General features: G+C 75.5%; 17 protein-coding genes and 1 tRNA gene. 11 read left to right on the forward strand and 7 right to left on the reverse strand.

The window, feature by feature from the left end; genetic code table 11:
* Positions 1 to 266 precede the first annotated feature (266 nt).
* The 4 genes from ACWIZO_RS20275 to ACWIZO_RS20290 form a co-directional block, all read right to left on the reverse strand.
* A complete protein-coding gene (locus tag ACWIZO_RS20275) occupies positions 267 to 1,157 on the reverse strand; it encodes a hypothetical protein (RefSeq protein ID WP_448639437.1) in 891 nt (296 codons plus the stop codon).
* Entirely contained in the window at positions 1,154 to 1,309 is a 156-nt protein-coding gene (locus tag ACWIZO_RS20280; RefSeq protein ID WP_448639438.1) for a hypothetical protein, read from the reverse strand. The genes ACWIZO_RS20275 and ACWIZO_RS20280 overlap by 4 nt, the downstream gene beginning before the upstream one ends.
* A gap of 172 nt (positions 1,310 to 1,481) precedes the next feature.
* A tRNA-Leu gene (locus ACWIZO_RS20285) sits at positions 1,482 to 1,566 on the reverse strand.
* 16 nt (positions 1,567 to 1,582) lie between these two features.
* Positions 1,583 to 2,680, reverse strand: coding sequence for a GGDEF domain-containing protein (locus ACWIZO_RS20290; protein ID WP_448639439.1), 1,098 nt, complete (start codon positions 2,678 to 2,680; stop codon positions 1,583 to 1,585).
* Positions 2,681 to 2,767: 87 nt separating this feature from the next.
* Between ACWIZO_RS20290 and ACWIZO_RS20295 the strand changes: the two genes are divergently transcribed.
* The 4 genes from ACWIZO_RS20295 to ACWIZO_RS20310 all read left to right on the forward strand — a co-directional run bounded on the left by ACWIZO_RS20295 (position 2,768) and on the right by ACWIZO_RS20310 (position 6,087).
* A complete protein-coding gene (locus tag ACWIZO_RS20295) occupies positions 2,768 to 4,090 on the forward strand; it encodes a M20/M25/M40 family metallo-hydrolase (RefSeq protein WP_448639440.1) in 1,323 nt (440 codons plus the stop codon).
* Between the two features lie 64 nt (positions 4,091 to 4,154).
* Positions 4,155 to 4,961 (forward strand): SDR family oxidoreductase, encoded by an 807-nt coding sequence (locus ACWIZO_RS20300; RefSeq protein WP_448639441.1) that lies wholly within the window; start codon positions 4,155 to 4,157, stop codon positions 4,959 to 4,961.
* 173 nt (positions 4,962 to 5,134) lie between these two features.
* Complete coding sequence (locus ACWIZO_RS20305) at positions 5,135 to 5,614, forward strand: alcohol dehydrogenase catalytic domain-containing protein (protein WP_448639442.1); 480 nt, start codon at positions 5,135 to 5,137, stop codon at positions 5,612 to 5,614.
* Positions 5,545 to 6,087, forward strand: coding sequence for a zinc-binding dehydrogenase (locus ACWIZO_RS20310; protein WP_448639443.1), 543 nt, complete (start codon positions 5,545 to 5,547; stop codon positions 6,085 to 6,087). Before ACWIZO_RS20305 ends, ACWIZO_RS20310 begins: the two co-directional genes overlap by 70 nt.
* Positions 6,088 to 6,114: 27 nt before the next feature.
* Here the strand turns inward: ACWIZO_RS20310 and ACWIZO_RS20315 are convergent, their stop codons facing one another.
* Positions 6,115 to 6,318 (reverse strand): DUF5703 family protein, encoded by a 204-nt coding sequence (locus ACWIZO_RS20315; RefSeq protein WP_091107896.1) that lies wholly within the window; start codon positions 6,316 to 6,318, stop codon positions 6,115 to 6,117.
* A gap of 142 nt (positions 6,319 to 6,460) precedes the next feature.
* Between ACWIZO_RS20315 and ACWIZO_RS20320 the strand changes: the two genes are divergently transcribed.
* The 3 genes from ACWIZO_RS20320 (at position 6,461) to ACWIZO_RS20330 (ending at position 8,126) form a co-directional block, all read left to right on the forward strand.
* Positions 6,461 to 6,721, forward strand: coding sequence for a hypothetical protein (locus tag ACWIZO_RS20320; RefSeq protein WP_446760547.1), 261 nt, complete (start codon positions 6,461 to 6,463; stop codon positions 6,719 to 6,721).
* Positions 6,722 to 6,809: 88 nt separating this feature from the next.
* On the forward strand, positions 6,810 to 7,298 hold the full coding sequence (locus tag ACWIZO_RS20325; RefSeq protein ID WP_448639444.1) for a hypothetical protein: 489 nt from the start codon (positions 6,810 to 6,812) through the stop codon (positions 7,296 to 7,298).
* Between the two features lie 66 nt (positions 7,299 to 7,364).
* Complete coding sequence (locus ACWIZO_RS20330; protein ID WP_448639445.1) at positions 7,365 to 8,126, forward strand: DUF2470 domain-containing protein; 762 nt, start codon at positions 7,365 to 7,367, stop codon at positions 8,124 to 8,126.
* Positions 8,127 to 8,225: 99 nt separating this feature from the next.
* Here the strand turns inward: ACWIZO_RS20330 and ACWIZO_RS20335 are convergent, their stop codons facing one another.
* Both ACWIZO_RS20335 and ACWIZO_RS20340 read right to left on the reverse strand, forming a co-directional pair.
* Positions 8,226 to 10,202, reverse strand: coding sequence for an AAA family ATPase (locus tag ACWIZO_RS20335; protein ID WP_448639446.1), 1,977 nt, complete (start codon positions 10,200 to 10,202; stop codon positions 8,226 to 8,228).
* Positions 10,199 to 11,179: an aldo/keto reductase gene (locus ACWIZO_RS20340; protein WP_448639447.1), complete on the reverse strand. Its 981-nt coding sequence runs from the start codon at positions 11,177 to 11,179 to the stop codon at positions 10,199 to 10,201. The genes ACWIZO_RS20335 and ACWIZO_RS20340 overlap by 4 nt, the downstream gene beginning before the upstream one ends.
* 215 nt (positions 11,180 to 11,394) lie before the next feature.
* On the opposite strand from ACWIZO_RS20340, the gene ACWIZO_RS20345 reads away from it, so the two are divergent.
* The 4 genes from ACWIZO_RS20345 (at position 11,395) to ACWIZO_RS20360 (ending at position 14,443) form a co-directional block, all read left to right on the forward strand.
* On the forward strand, positions 11,395 to 12,228 hold the full coding sequence (locus ACWIZO_RS20345; protein ID WP_448639448.1) for an undecaprenyl-diphosphate phosphatase: 834 nt from the start codon (positions 11,395 to 11,397) through the stop codon (positions 12,226 to 12,228).
* A gap of 151 nt (positions 12,229 to 12,379) precedes the next feature.
* Positions 12,380 to 13,084 (forward strand): histidine phosphatase family protein, encoded by a 705-nt coding sequence (locus tag ACWIZO_RS20350; protein WP_448639449.1) that lies wholly within the window; start codon positions 12,380 to 12,382, stop codon positions 13,082 to 13,084.
* 41 nt (positions 13,085 to 13,125) lie between these two features.
* Positions 13,126 to 13,677 carry a DUF3090 family protein gene (locus tag ACWIZO_RS20355; protein WP_446760553.1) on the forward strand — a complete coding sequence of 184 codons (552 nt, stop codon included), beginning with the start codon at positions 13,126 to 13,128 and terminating at the stop codon, positions 13,675 to 13,677.
* Between the two features lie 19 nt (positions 13,678 to 13,696).
* Complete coding sequence (locus ACWIZO_RS20360) at positions 13,697 to 14,443, forward strand: SCO1664 family protein (protein WP_448639450.1); 747 nt, start codon at positions 13,697 to 13,699, stop codon at positions 14,441 to 14,443.
* The last annotated feature ends 10 nt before the right edge of the window (positions 14,444 to 14,453 follow it).

Genomic DNA, 14,453 nt, shown 5'->3' on the forward strand with positions numbered 1-14,453 from the left:
GCCGGGCGTGGGCCGCCGCGTCCCACCACGACGCGCGGCCAGGACACAGTTAGGTGTCATTCGAACACGGTCAGCGTGCGGAGGGCGCGAGGTGAGCGGGCGCCCGCAGTGACCCCGGCGCGAACCCCGGGTGAGGTTGCCCGCACAGGTGGCGCGGTCGGGTGTCGCGGCTCGTCTGGTAGTCGGGCACGATGCGGCCCGGCGGAAACCTCGGTCAGCCGTCCCCCCGAGGGGTCCATGTGGCAACGATGACCGTGCCACCGTGGTCACTTGAGCACTCGGTGCTCGAAATCTTCGCCGTCCTGCCAGATCACGTCGAGATCCAGGTACATCGACGCGGCGCATGAGAGGTCGCCTTGGGACGGTTCGCCGGGCAGCAGTACGGCTACTCGGTCCACGAGCGTCCGGTCGGCGGCGAGGTTCACGAGGTATCGGTACCGGTGCACCTGCCCGATCGCCGGGAACAGTCCCTCGACGGTGGCTTTCGCCTCGACGATCAGGCGGCGACGCTCGTCGTAGATGTCTGCGACGAGGTCCGTGCCCCCCTCCCTCCCGATCCGGTACTCGAGCCTCGGCCTGTAGCCGAGCGTCGCGATGTAGGAGGCGACGAGGTGGGCCTCGAGCCTCCTCTCGTCGGCGAGAGCTTGCGCGACGGTGGTGTCCGGGTCCGCGAGTCGGGTGGCTGCGAGTGCCAGCTCGCCGCGGGCGCGCCAGCACTTCATGGCGTACAGCTCGAGCTCTCGCCCCTTGAGCCGCTCGTGCATCGCCTGGTAGACGTCGGCGTGCCGGTACCTGCCGCCGAGCGCCACGAAGGTCTGGTAGATCGTCCGGTGCCCACCGTCAGCCTTGGTCGGCCAGCCGAGGGCGAGCACGGCATCGACGACCTCGGCGAGCGGCGCCTCCCGCGGGTCGGTCGGTCGAGCCCGCCGGTACTCCTCGGTCTCGAGGTCGTGGGCGAGCGCGCCGGTCGACTCGAGGTCGATCACGGCCCGCAGGACGGGATCGATGGTGAGTGCCGGCGCGATGCCGAGGGTCATCGCGAGATGCTTCCGGGTGTCCTCCCAGGTGGCGGTGCCCGCGGTGTCGAGCTGCTGCTCGATGTAGCGGGTCGCGCGGCTCACCCGGTGCTCGAGGGTCGGGCCGAGCGGGGGCGTCACGGTGCGACCGTCCAGACGTCCTCCAGCAGCGGCGGGACCGAGCGGGCGACATGGGCCTCGGTCGAGATCTGCACGACCTCAGAGCGCGGTGTGGGTCGAGCATGGGCACGGGCGGTGAGCGTGGCGCTCGGTGAGGTGGCAGGCGACGTCATGACCGCGACCGTGCCATGCACCAGGCGCTACAAGCAGGGCGGACGCTTCGAAACTTCCCGTCCGCCTGGCGAGCTGGCTCGTCCGTGCCGGTGTTCAGGCATCAGACGAGCGTGCCGATAGTTGAGACAAGTGAATCCCCACCGACCTGATGGCCGTGGGGGTTCAACTCGGTGTCCGAGGGGGGACTTGAACCCCCACGCCCGATAAAGGGCACTAGCACCTCAAGCTAGCGCGTCTGCCATTCCGCCACCCGGACGAGTGCGGAGCAGAGCTTACCCGACCGTCGGCGCCGGTTCGCGCAGCCCCTGCACGGCCACGGCCGCGCGAGCCGCAGGGGGTGAGGCGAGCGCCACGCGTCCCCGGCCGGCCCGCTTGGCCTCGTACAACGCCTGGTCGGCCGCCGAGTACAGGCCGTGCAGGTCGGTCGCCTGGTCGGTGGTGTGCGCCACCCCCATGCTCACCGAGAGCGCCAGCAGGGTGCCGTCGGGCAGCTGTAGCGGCGTCGCGCGGACGGCGTCGTGCACGAGCCGGGCGCGCTCGGCGGCCACCGACGGCGGGCAGTCCGGCAGCAGGACGGCGAGCTCGTCCCCGCCGAGCCGGGAGAGCACCGCGTCGTCGCTGCGCACCTGCTCGCGCAGGATCCCGGCCAGGTGCACGAGGACGGCGTCGCCCACCGGGTGCCCGTGCGCGTCGTTGATCTGCTTGAAGGTGTCGACGTCGAGCAGCAGCAGCGCGGTGCCCGCCGCTGTCCGCCGGCTGCGCGCCCCGGCCAGCGCCTCGTCGAACACCCGCCGGTTGACCAGCCCGGTCAGCGCGTCGACGCGGGCCTGCTCGCGCAGGGCGGCCACCAGCCGCTCCTGCACCCGGCCGCTGCGGACCAGCATGACCGCCAGCACCGCCAGCACCGCCCCGAAGGTGCCCAGGTCGACGAGCGCCCCGGCCGGCGGGGTGAGGGCGAAGAGGGTGACGGCCTCACCCCCGACGGCGACCGACGTCGCCACGGCGATGCCGGTGGGCCGCAGGTGCGACCCCGCCCAGAGCACCGGGAAGACGAAGAACGCCTGGGCGGCGGCCGAGGCGTCGCGGGTGACCAGGTTGAGCGCGCTGATCGCCACGACCCCGCCCAGCGCCGTCGACATCCCCAGGCCCAGCCGGTCGTAGCGCTCCGGCGTCACCAGCCGGCACGCGGCGGCGCCGGCGAGCAGGACGGCGACGACGGCCGCGTGGGCGGCCAGGACGACGACGCCCGCCCCGTTCTGCACGGCGAGCGCGAAGCCGGCGACGACCGCCGCGCAGACCGAGAGGATCAGCGTCGACGAGTGCGCCGCCGCCTCCGGGTCCCGCGCTCGCAGCGCCGCCGGCATCTCCATGGCCTCTGCATCGGCAGCGGTGTCGACCGGGTCCAGTGGGGCTCACCCGGCGGGGTGACCGGCGGGGGCGGTGGCACCATCGGCGGCATGTCCGAGACGACGCCCGCGCCGCGCGCCCAGGACGAGGTCGCCGAGCTGCTGTCCGACCTCATCCGGATCGACAGCACCAACACCGGCGACACCGCCACCAGCGCCGGAGAGCGCCGCGCCGCCGAGTGGGTGGCCGGCAAGCTCGACGAGGTCGGCATCGACAGCGTCGTCCACGAGTCGGAGCGGGGGAGGGCCAGCCTGGTCGCCCGCATCCCCGGCGCCGAACCGGGCCGCCCGGCGCTGCTGGTGCACGGCCACCTCGACGTCGTCCCCGCCGACCCGGCCGAGTGGAGCGTCCACCCGTTCTCCGGCGAGGAGCGCGACGGCTACGTCTGGGGCCGCGGCGCCGTCGACATGAAGGACATGGACGCGATGGTCCTGGCGCTCGTGCGCGAGTGGGCCCGCGCCGGCGTCCGGCCCCCGCGCGACGTCGTCCTGGCCTTCGTCGCCGACGAGGAGGCCGGCGGCCGGCTCGGCGCCCGGTTCCTCGTCGAGGAGCACCCCGACCTGTTCGAGGGCTGCACCGAGGCGATCAGCGAGGTGGGCGGGTTCAGCATCACCGTCCGCGACGACCTGCGCCTCTACCTGGTGCAGACGGCGGAGAAGGGCCTGGCCTGGATGCGGCTGACCGCCGGGGGCCGGCCCGGGCACGGCTCGTTCGTCCACGACGACAACGCCGTCACCCGGCTCTGCCAGGCCGTCGCCCGCATCGGCTCCACCCGGCTGCCGACCGTGCTCACCCCGCCGATGCGGCAGTTCCTCGCCGCCGTCGAGGACGCCTACGGCATCGAGATCGACCCCGACTCCCCCGAGGAGGCGCTCGCCCGCCTCGGCAGCATCAGCCGGATGATCGGCGCGGCCCTGCGCAACACCGCCAACCCCACGATGCTCGACGCCGGCTACAAGGCCAACGTCATCCCCGGCACGGCGAGCGCCACCGTCGACGGCCGCTTCCTGCACGGCCAGGAGGAGGAGTTCGAGCGGCAGCTGGCCTCGCTGGTCGGCGAGGGCGTGCAGCGCGAGTGGCTGGTGCACGACCAGGCCGTGGAGACGACGTTCGACGGCCCGCTGGTCGACCAGATGGTCGCCGCGCTGAGGGCGGAGGACGACGGCGCCCGCCCCGTGCCGTTCACCATGAGCGGCGGCACCGACGCCAAGAGCTTCGAGCTCCTCGGCATGCGCTGCTTCGGCTTCTCCCCCCTGCGGCTGCCGGCCGACCTGGACTTCGCCTCGCTGTTCCACGGCATCGACGAGCGGGTGCCGGTGGAGTCGCTGCGCTTCGGCGTCCGGGTGCTCGACCGCTTCCTCCGCTCGGTCTGAGCGCGCACCCCGCGAGGGGAGTGGGGCCGGAGGATGCGGAACACCGTCGTGGTGTGATGCCGGGGTGACCTCTCCCACACCTCCCGGCCCCGGTTCCGTCGCGCTGATCACCGGGGGGACCGGCGGCTTCGGTCGGGCGCTCACCGAGAAGCTGCGCGGGCGCGACGTCACCGTCGTCGTCGCCGACCTCGACTCCGAGCGCAACCGGTCGGTGGCCGACGACCTCGGCGCGCACTTCCTCGCCCTCGACGTCACCGACCGCGCCGCGAACGAGGCCGTCGTCGCGCAGGTCGAGGCCGAGCACGGGCGCCTGGACGCCGCCTACCTCAACGCCGGCATCTCGGCGGCCAAGAGCGACGACGCCCTCGACCTCGACGAGTTCATGCGCGTGGTCGACGTCGACCTGTTCGGCGTGGTCTACGGCGTGCAGGCCGCCCGCCCGGCGATCAAGCGCGCCGGCGGCGGCGCGATCGTCGTGACGGCGTCACTGGCCGGCCTCTCGCCGATGGCCACCGACCCGGGCTACAGCGTGGCCAAGGGCGGGGCCATCGCCTTCGTCCGCTCGATGGCGCCTCGGCTGACCCGCGAGGGCACCACCATCTCGGCGATCTGCCCGGGGTTCGCCGACACCGCGATCATCGACCGCATCCGGCACGAGTTCGAGGCCGCGCAGTTCCCGGTGATCCCCGCCGCCGAGGTGGCCGACGCGATGGTCATGGCCTGGGAGGCCGGCGAGCCCGGTGCCGCCTACGTCATCCAGCCCGGCGTCGGCACGGTGCCCTATCGGTTCAAGGGCGTGCCGAGCGCGAAGACGGCGACCGGCGAGACCGCCGTCGTCCCGGAGGCGCTGCGCCCGCCGTCGATGCGCTGACGCCGTCCTCCCGCACCGCAGCGCCTCCTCCCTCACGTCCCACGGTGAGGGAGGACGCGCCATGATCAGGGAACCTGATCGTGGCCCGCCTGCCCGCCCACCCGCCTGCCTGCCCGCCCGCCCGCCCTCGGCCGCGGAGAGGGGGTCGCCGGGGCTCTGGCAGGGTCGTGCGCATGCGTGCATGGCGGGTCCACGAGCTCGGCGATCCCTCCGAGGTCGTGCGGCCGGAGGACGTCGAGGAGCCGACGCCGGGCGAGGGGCAGATCGAGGTCCGCGTGCGGGCGGCGGCGCTGAACTTCCCCGACGTGCTCATGGCGCAGGGGCGGTACCAGGAGCGCCCGCCGCTGCCCTACACGCCCGGTGTCGAGCTGTGCGGCGAGACCGAGGACGGCCGGCGGGTGATCGGCGGCCCGGCCGGCGGCCCCGGCGCCTTCGCCGAGTACGCGCTGATGGACGCCCACGACGCCTGGCCGGTGCCGGACTCGCTGTCCGACGAGAAGGCCGCCGCGCTGTACCTCACCTACCAGACCGGCACGTCGGCCTGCACCGCCGCGCGCACCTGCAGCCGGGGGAGTGGCTGCTCGTGCACGCCGGGGCCGGCGGTGTCGGCTCGGCGGCGATCCAGCTGGGCAGGGCCGCCGGCGCGCGGGTGATCGCCACCGCGGGCGGTGCACACAAGGTCGAGGTCTGCCGCGAGCTGGGCGCCGACCACGTGATCGACTACACCGCCGAGGACTTCGTCCCCGTGGTCAAGGAGCTCACCGGCGGCGAGGGCGCCGACGTCGTCTACGACCCGGTGGGCGGCGACGTGTTCGACCGGTCGCGGAGGTGCACCGCCTTCGAGGGCCGGCTGGTCGTCGTCGGCTTCACCCGCGGTCGCATCCCCGACGCCCCGGCCAACCACGCGCTGGTCAAGAACTACAGCGTCGTCGGCCTGCACTGGGGGTTGTACGAGGAGAAGGACCCCGCCGTGATCGCGCGGACCCACGACGAGCTGGTCGGCCTGGTCGCCACGGGGGCGATCGACCCGCTCGTGGGCCAGGTGCTGCCGCTCGACCGGGCGCCGCAGGCGCTCGCGGCGCTGGCCGACCGGGGCACGGCCGGCAAGGTCGTGCTGGTGGCGTGAGCGGTCCCGTCCGGAGGACGGGGTCCGTCAGGTGACCGGCATCGGCAGGTAGGACAGTCGCGCCCGCCGCCGCAGCACGGCCCTGCGGGTGCCGTCCGCGTGCAGCTGGAGGCGGGCCAGCTCCCACCCGCCGACGTCGACCTGGAGGCTCAGCATGGTGGCCGCTGCGGACCGGGACGTGCCCGGCGGGATCCGCAGCGGCGCGTACTCGTAGTCGTCGGCGCCGTCCACCCGACCGATCGTGCCACGGCCGGTGCGGCCGGGTCATCCACGCGTTCCCGCCCCGGTCCTCGCGCGTTCCGGTGCTGCCACCGCCACGGCCGGGCGGCAGGATGGGCGGCGACCCCGACCGCACGACGAGCAGGAGGACGACGTGACCGAGCCCGGTGCCGCGAACGACGCCGACCGCGCCGAGCAGGAGGCGCTCCTCGAGCCCGCCGCGCCGGTGGTGGCCGGCGACGCCGACGCGATCGGCGACGCCGTCCCCGAGGCCGACGCGCTGGAGCAGCAGCTGGCCGCCGCGCCCGGTGCCGCCGGCACCCCTGGTCCGGTCGGCGACCGCGACGCGAACGAGGCCGACGTCCTCGAACAGCAGGCCGACGTCCCCCTCGACGAGGACGAGCGGGAGGTCTGAGGGCGCGGGGTCGGGGTGGCACCGCCGCGCGGCACCCGATCGGGCGAGCCCGTCGCGCCGACCGGCCGGGACGCCGACGATCGCCGGCGTGACCGCCGCCGTCGTCTCGATCGTGCTGCTGCTCGTCGGTCTGCCGCTGCTGGCGTTCTGGGTGGGCCGGCGGCGGTTCTGGTCGCGGCTGCGTCCCGGCCGGGGGCCCGACCCCTGGGGTGACCTGGTGCGCGGCCACCGGCTCACGGCCGGGGAGGCGGCGACGGTCCGTGCCGCCGTGGCTCGGGGGCAGCGGCTCGACGACGAGCGCCTGCGCCGGGCTGCCGTGGACCTGGCCCGCCAGGAGATCGCGGGGCTGGGTCCGCGGTGGCGGGACGGGACGCGCGCGCAGCGGCTGCTCCTCGCGGTGGGCGCCGGGTGGCTCGTGCTGGCCGTCGTCAGCGTCGTCGTCCCCCTCGCGACCGGGGAGCCCGGGGACGTGCCCTGGACGAGCGTCGTCCTCGGCGCCATGGGCGCGGGCGCGGTCGTGCTGCTGCGCCGGCGGCTACGGCGAGCGATCGACCTGAACAGCGGGCCGCTGGCCTGACCCGGCGCTTCCCCTCGGAGATGGGTGTGGTTAGGCTGTCCTAAGTCACCGTCCCGAGGGGGAGCCTTGACCACCTGCCCCGGTTCCCCGGCCCTGTCCGTGGCCGGCACCGCCGAGCGCGCCCGGACCACGGCCACCCGGCTCCCGGCCGCCCTGTGCCTGCCCGGCCGCCAGCCGACCCGGCCGCTCGCGCACGCCACCACGGCGACCGGGTCGGTGCTCGTGCTGGTGCCCTCCGACGGCGAGGTCGCCGCGGCGCTGGACGGGCGGGCCGACGTCTCGGCGCTGCTGGTGGTGAGCGACCGCGCCCCGATGCCGCTGCGCGACCCGGTGCGCGCCACGCTGTGGCTCTCGGGCTGGCTGACCCCGGTGGCGCCGGCCGAGCGCACCGCCGCCGCGCTGGACTTCGCCGAGGTGCGGCCCGAGGGCGCGCTGCTCGACGTCGGCGGCGCGGCCGCGCTGCTGCGCCTGGACCTCGCCGAGGTGGTGCTGCGCGAGGGGGGCGCGTGCACCGAGGTGTCCCCGGCCGGGTTCGCCGCGGCCCGGCCCGACCCCCTGGCCGCCGTCGAGGAGCGGGTGCTGCGCCACCTCGAGCGCGACCACCCCGACGTGCTCACCGCGCTGCGCGGCCGGGTCGCCGTCGGGCCGGGGGAGACGGTGCGGCCTCTGGGCGTCGACCGGTTCGGCTACCGGTTCCGGATCGAGCGGCCGGGCGGTCAGCGCGACGTCCGGGTGCGCTTCCGGCGGCCGCTGACCTGCCCCGGCCAGCTGCACGCGGCGACGTCCCGGCTGCTGTGCGCCCTCCGCGCCGCCGGCGACGAGGCATAGGAAGCCATCCGCACGTGCTGGCGGCCAGGACGTGCGGCGGCCCTCCTGCAGGGGCCCGCCGCGAGCCTGCGAGTGGTGGGGGGCAGGAGGGTCCTTCGGCTATGCCTGCGCCAGGTTCTCCTGCAGGAGCGCGGCGAGGCGGGTGCGCCGGGGCCGGACGTCGACCTCCCTCACCGCCCGGGCCAGCGCCGCCCCCGAGGCGTGCACGATCGACAGGTGCTGCTGCGCCCGCGTGAGCGCGGTGTAGACCAGCGGCCGCGAGAGCATCCCGCCGGCCTCCGGCGGCAGCACGACCACGACGCCGGGCCACTCCGAGCCCTGCGCGCGGTGCACCGTGATCGCCCAGCCGTGGCGCAGGTCGGGCAGCGCGTCGCCGGTCACGGTCACCGGCCCGGAGGAGAAGTCGACCGTCAGCGACCCCTCCCCGGTGCCGGTGACGACGCCGACCTCGCCGTTGGCGAACCCGACCGGTTCGAGGTCGAGGTGGTTGGCGGTGGCCACCACCCGGTCGCCGACGTCGAAGCCGAACACCGTCCCGTCGCCGGGGTTGAGCCGGTCCTTGAGCGCCTTGTTCAGCTCGATGGTGCCGGCCGGCCCGCGGTGCACCGGCGTCACCACCTGCACGTTGCGCGGCTCGATGCCCAGCGCCCGCGGGATCGAGTCGGTGACCAGCTGCACCACCCGCCGCGCCGCCTCGCCACTGCCGGACGCCGGCACGACGACGACCTCGCGGTCGGGGGAGTCCACCGGCGGCAGCTGCCCGGTGCGCACCGCGCCGGCCAGCCGGGCGATCGCCCCGCCCTCGGCCTGCCGGTAGAGCGTGGTCAGCTCCGTCACCGGGACGGCCCGCGAGTCGATGAGGTCGCCGAGCACGTGGCCGGGGCCGATCGAGGGCAGCTGCGCGGGGTCGCCGACCAGCAGCAGGTGGGTGCCGTCAGGGCAGGCCTCCAGCAGCGCCGCGGTGAGCTCGACGTCGAGCATCGAGGCCTCGTCCACCACCACCACGTCGGCGTCGAGCGGCCACTCCTCGGTGCGGGCGAACCCGCCGCCGAAGCCCTGCGCGCCCAGCAGCCGGTGCACCGTCGTCGCCGGGTGGTCGGTGAGCTCCTCCAGCCGCTTGGCCGCCCGCCCGGTGGGCGCGGCCAGCGCCACCTCGGTGCCCCTGGCCATGAGCAGCTCGACCACGGCCGCCACGGTGCGGCTCTTGCCGGTGCCCGGGCCACCGGTCAGCAGGGAGACCCCGGCGCCGAGCACCTGCGCCACGGCGGCCTTCTGCGCCTCGTCGAGGCCCTTGGCCACCGACCGGACGGCGGCGGGGTCGGCGATCCGCTCGGCGGTGGCCGCCAGCCGCGCCACGCCCTCGGCGACGGCCTCCTCGGCCATGCCGTAGCGGGCCAGCGACAGCGTCCGCAGCGCCGGATCGGGCTCGGGCGGCTCCTCCCCGGACTCCTCGTCCCACTCCGGCTCGGGCGGCTCGTGGTCGAGCACCTCGCCGGACTCCACCGCCGCGACGATCGCGGCCGCCGGGTCGGCGACGCCCTCGGCGTGCAGCGCGGCCACCACCAGGTCGGCGGGGAGCACGGTGTGCCCGTCGCGGGTCGCCGTCCGCAGGGTCATGACGACGATCGCGCGGCCGCGGCGGGTGTCCTGCCGGTCGGCGCCGGGCAGCAGCGAGATGGCCAGCCGGTCGGCGTCGGTGAGGCTCACGTTGGGCAGGCCGAGCAGCGCCCACGGGTCGTCGCGCAGCCGGCGGGCGGCGTCGTCGCCCAGCGTGTCGGCCGCCGAGGACGCCAGCCGCGCCTCCAGCCCGGCGCGCACCAGCAGCTCGACGACGGAGTACGTCGGCTGGGCGGACAGGAACGAGGAGAACAGCCGCTCGGCGCGCTGCTTGCCGACCCGCGGCATCGTCAGCAGCTTCGCGGCGGTGACGTCGTCGGGGGAGGTGATGCCGGCGGCCGGCAGCTCGGCGACGGCGCGCTTGCCCAGCCCCGGCCACAGGCCCGCGGCGCAGAAGGCGGCGAAGACCGGGTCGCCGGCGGTGGGGGACGGCGCGGTGCTGGTCGAGGGGGTGCTCATCGGGCGGATCTCTGGTCGGGGTAGGAGAAGTGCGGCGCCGAGACGTCCTCCAGCGCCGTCCGGATCGCCGCGGGCAGCCGCACCGCGTCGGCGTCGAGCGAGGCCTGCAGCTGCTCGGCGGTGCGCGCGCCGACGACCGGGGCGACGACGCCGGGGCGGTCGCGCACCCAGGCCAGCGCCACGGCCAGCGGGCTCGTCCCCAGGCCGTCGGCGGCGGTCACCACCGCCTCGACGATCCGCTCGGACACCGCCGAGCGCAGGTCGTCGAGGAAACCCTGCCACTCCGGGGACGCGCCGCGGGACCCGTCGGGGGTGCCCGAGCGGTACTTGCCGGTCAGCAGGCCGCGGCCCAGCGGCGACCAGGCGAGGACGCCCAGGCCCAGCGCCTCGGCCGCGGGCACCACCTCCCGCTCGACGCCGCGCTGCAGCAGCGAGTACTCGACCTGGGTGCTCACCAGCGGCGTGCGCCCCGGCCACGCGCGCTGCCAGGTCGCGGCCTGCGCGGTCTGCCAGCCGGTGAAGTTGCTGACGCCGACGTAGCGCACCCGGCCGGAGGCCACGGCGGCGTCGCAGGCGGCGAGGGTCTCCTCGACCGGGGTGTGCTCGTCCCAGGCGTGCAGCTGCCACAGGTCGACGTGGTCGACGCCGAGGCGCTCCAGCGAGGCGTCCAGCGCCGCGAGCAGGTGCCCACGGGAGCCGCCGCGGCCCATCGGCCCGCGCCCCGTCCGGCCCACCGCCTTGGTGGCCACGAGCAGCTCCGAGCGGGGGACGACGTCGGCCAGCAGCCGGCCCAGGGTGCGCTCGCTCTCGCCGTCGCAGTAGACGTCGGCGGTGTCGACGAGCGTGCCGCCGGCGTCGACGAACGAGGTGAGCTGCAGCGCCGCCTCGTCCTCGTCGGTGTCGCGGCCCCAGGTCATGGTGCCCAGCGCCAGCCGGGAGACGACCAGGCCGCTGCGTCCCAGCGCCCGTTGTTCCACGACCGGCCAACCTACCTCCGGACGGCGTCCCGGGCCGGGGGACGCGGCGAGTGCGGGCTCGTGTGGAGGCTCGGGTGTGGGCTCGGGTGTGCGCGACGCCGCGCCGGGGCGTGCCCGGCCGTGCACAGGTCGCCGTCCTAGGGTGTGCGCCCGTGCTCCTGACACCCCCGTGTACCTCCGCCCGCCCGTCGTCTCGACCGCAGGACTGACCGGCGGTGGGCTGGTTCGAGGCGGTCGTCCTGGGGCTGGTGCAGGGGCTGACGGAGTTCCTGCCGATCTCCTCCAGCGCCCACCTGCGGGTGGTCGGCGAGGCCGCCGGCTGGGGTGACCCCGGCGCGGCGTTCACCGCGATCACGCAGATCGGCACCGAGGCCGCGGTGCTGCTCTACTTCCGGCGCGACATCGGCCGGATCATCGCCGCCTGGCTGCGGGCGCTGTTCGACCGTTCCCGCCGCAGCGACCCCGACGCCCGCACGGGCTGGCTGATCATCGTCGGCAGCATCCCGATTGGCGTCCTCGGCCTGCTCTTCCAGGACGACATCGAGACGACGCTGCGCGACCTGCGGATCGTGGCCATCTCGCTGGTCGCCTTCTCCCTGGTCCTGTACTGGGCCGACCGGGTCGGCCGCAAGCGCCGGGAGCTGCGCCACCTGACGGTGCGCGACGGGCTGCTGTTCGGCCTGGCCCAGGCGATGGCCCTGGTGCCCGGCGTGTCCCGCTCGGGCGGCACGATCACGATGGGGCTCTTCCTCGGCTACACCAGGGCCGCGGCAGCGCGGTACTCCTTCCTGCTGGCCGTGCCCGCCGTCCTCGCCTCGGGTCTGTTCCAGGTGTACGAGTCGCTGACCGGCGAGGTGGCCGGCGAGACGGTCAGCTGGGGGCCGACGCTGCTGGCCACGGTGATCGCCTTCGCCGTGGGCCTGTCGGTCATCGCCTGGCTGCTGCGCTACCTCGACCGCGGCACGTTCACGCCCTTCGTCGTGTACCGGGTGGTGCTCGGCCTGGCGCTGCTGGCCCTCGTCGGCGTCGGCGTGCTCCCCCCCTCCTGAGGGGGCGGCGACGATCAGGGAACCTGATCGTCGCGTGTCCTCCCGCACGGTGCGCGGTGAGGGAGGACGCGCTGCGGTGGGGGAGGACGGGCGGCGCCCGTGCTCCGCCGAGGGACGGCGCGGTCCGGGACGCCGCCCTAGGCTCCACCGCGTGACCACCGTCATCCTGCTGCGGCACGGCCGGACGACCGCCAACGCGGGAGGCGTGCTCGCCGGGTGGACGCCGGGGGTCGAGCTCGACGAGAGCGGGCAGGCGCAGGTGGCGGCGGTGGGGGCCCGGCTGGCGCCCGTGCCGCTGGCCGCGGTGGTCAGCAGCCCCCTGGACCGCTGCCGGCAGACCGCCGGCGCCGTCCTCGCCGGCCGCGACCTGGAGCTGCAGACCGACGAGCGGCTCGGGGAGGCCCGCTACGGCGACTGGACCGGCCGTCCGCTCAAGGAGCTGGTCAAGGACCCCATGTGGAAGGTCGTGCAGCAGCACCCCTCCGCGGCGGTGTTCCCCGGGCCCGAGGGGGAGGGGCTCGCGCAGACCCAGTCCCGCGCGGTGGCCGCCGTCCGCGAGTGGAACGCCCGCCTGGGCCCCGACGCGGTGTGGCTGGCCTGCAGCCACGGCGACGTCATCAAGGCCGTCCTCGCCGACGCCCTCGGCCTGCACCTGGACGCCTTCCAGCGGATCGTGGTCGACCCGGCGTCGATCTCGGTGGTCAGCTACACCGACACCCGCCCGTTCGTGCTGCGCGTCAACGACACCGGCGGGGACGTCACCGCGCTGATCCCGCCCAGGAGGAAGGGCCGGCGACGCCGGAAGGCCGACTCCGACGCCGTGGTCGGCGGCGGGGCCGGCGCGGCCGTGACCTGACGGTCGGCGCCGGTGTCGGCGGCCCCGCGTAACCTGATCGCGTGTCCCGCCAGGTCTACCGCTTCGACCGCCCGTCCCGGTTCGTCGCCGGCACGGTCGGCCAGCCGGGGGAGCGGACCTTCTACCTGCAGGCCTCCGACGCCGAGGGCCGCGTGGTCAGCGTCGCGCTGGAGAAGTCGCAGGTCCAGGTGCTCGCCGAGCGCATGGACGAGCTGCTCGACGAGATCGCCACCCGGCCCGGCACCGTCGTCCCCGCCCAGGCCGAGGTCGACGACCTCGAGCCGCTCACCGCGCCGGTCGACGAGGAGTTCCGCGTCGCCGCGATGGGCCTGGCCTGGGACGGCGAGGCGCAGGCCGTCGTCGTCGAGGCCGTGGCCGCCGGCGAGGAGCCCGTCGACGAGGACGCGATCCTCTCCGACGCCGAGGACGGCCCCGACGCGCTGCGGGTCACCATCACGCCCGGTGCCGCGCGCTCCTTCGTGGCCCGCGCCCGCCGCGTCGTCGCCGCCGGCCGGCCCTCCTGCCCGCTGTGCTCGCTGCCGCTCGACCCCACCGGGCACGTGTGCCCCCGGCAGAACGGCTACCGCCGCTGAACCGGGTACCGGACCGGCGATGACCGAACACCCCGCGGCCGGGCTGCGCGCCCCCGCCGACGACGCCGAGATGCGGACCCTGCTGCTCGAGGGCGAGATCGACCTCGAGGGCCGCATGCTGGACGCCAGCAACGTCACCCTCGTCGGCGCCATCCGCACCGCCGCCCTCGAGGCCGAGTGCGTCTACAAGCCGGTGGCCGGCGAGCGCCCGCTGTGGGACTTCCCCGACGGCACCCTCGCCGGGCGCGAGGTGTCCGCGGCGCTGGTCAGCGAGGCCACCGGCTGGTCGGTCGTGCCGCCCACCGTGCTGCGCGAGGGCCCCTTCGGCCCCGGCATGGTGCAGCTGTGGATCGACGGGGACCCCGACGTCGACCTGCACCGGTTCGTGCGCTCCGACCACCCCGGCCTGCGCCGCATGGCCGTCTTCGACGCGGTGGTGAACAACGCCGACCGCAAGGGCGGGCACATCATCCCGACGTCGTCGGGGCACGTGTACGGCGTCGACCACGGCATCTGCTTCTCCACCGACCCGAAGCTGCGCACGCTGCTGTGGCGCTGGGCGGGCAAGCCACTGCCGCTGGAGGCGCTGGCCGTGCTCGAGCGGCTGGCCGACGACCTGCGCGGCGACCTCGGCGAGGCGCTGCACGAGCACCTCACCCGCCGCGAGGTGCGCTGCACCCAGCAGCGGGTGGCCGAGATGCTGCGCACCCAGCTGCACCCCGAACCCAGCGGCGACTGGCCGGCGCTGCCCTGGCCGCCGTTCTAGCCCCACCGTC

The sequence above is a fragment of the Geodermatophilus sp. URMC 63 genome, from assembly GCF_053502565.1.

Bases quoted from the DNA above. Each gene is read 5' to 3' on its own strand.
- ACWIZO_RS20335 (WP_448639446.1), bottom strand. From the start codon at position 10,202: ATGAGCACCCCCTCGACCAGCACCGCGCCGTCCCCCACCGCCGGCGAC.
- ACWIZO_RS20360 (WP_448639450.1), top strand. From the start codon at position 13,697: ATGACCGAACACCCCGCGGCCGGGCTGCGCGCCCCCGCCGACGACGCC.
- ACWIZO_RS20290 (WP_448639439.1), bottom strand. From the start codon at position 2,680: ATGGAGATGCCGGCGGCGCTGCGAGCGCGGGACCCGGAGGCGGCGGCG.
- ACWIZO_RS20305 (WP_448639442.1), top strand. From the start codon at position 5,135: ATGCGTGCATGGCGGGTCCACGAGCTCGGCGATCCCTCCGAGGTCGTG.
- ACWIZO_RS20280 (WP_448639438.1), bottom strand. From the start codon at position 1,309: ATGACGTCGCCTGCCACCTCACCGAGCGCCACGCTCACCGCCCGTGCC.
- ACWIZO_RS20295 (WP_448639440.1), top strand. From the start codon at position 2,768: ATGTCCGAGACGACGCCCGCGCCGCGCGCCCAGGACGAGGTCGCCGAG.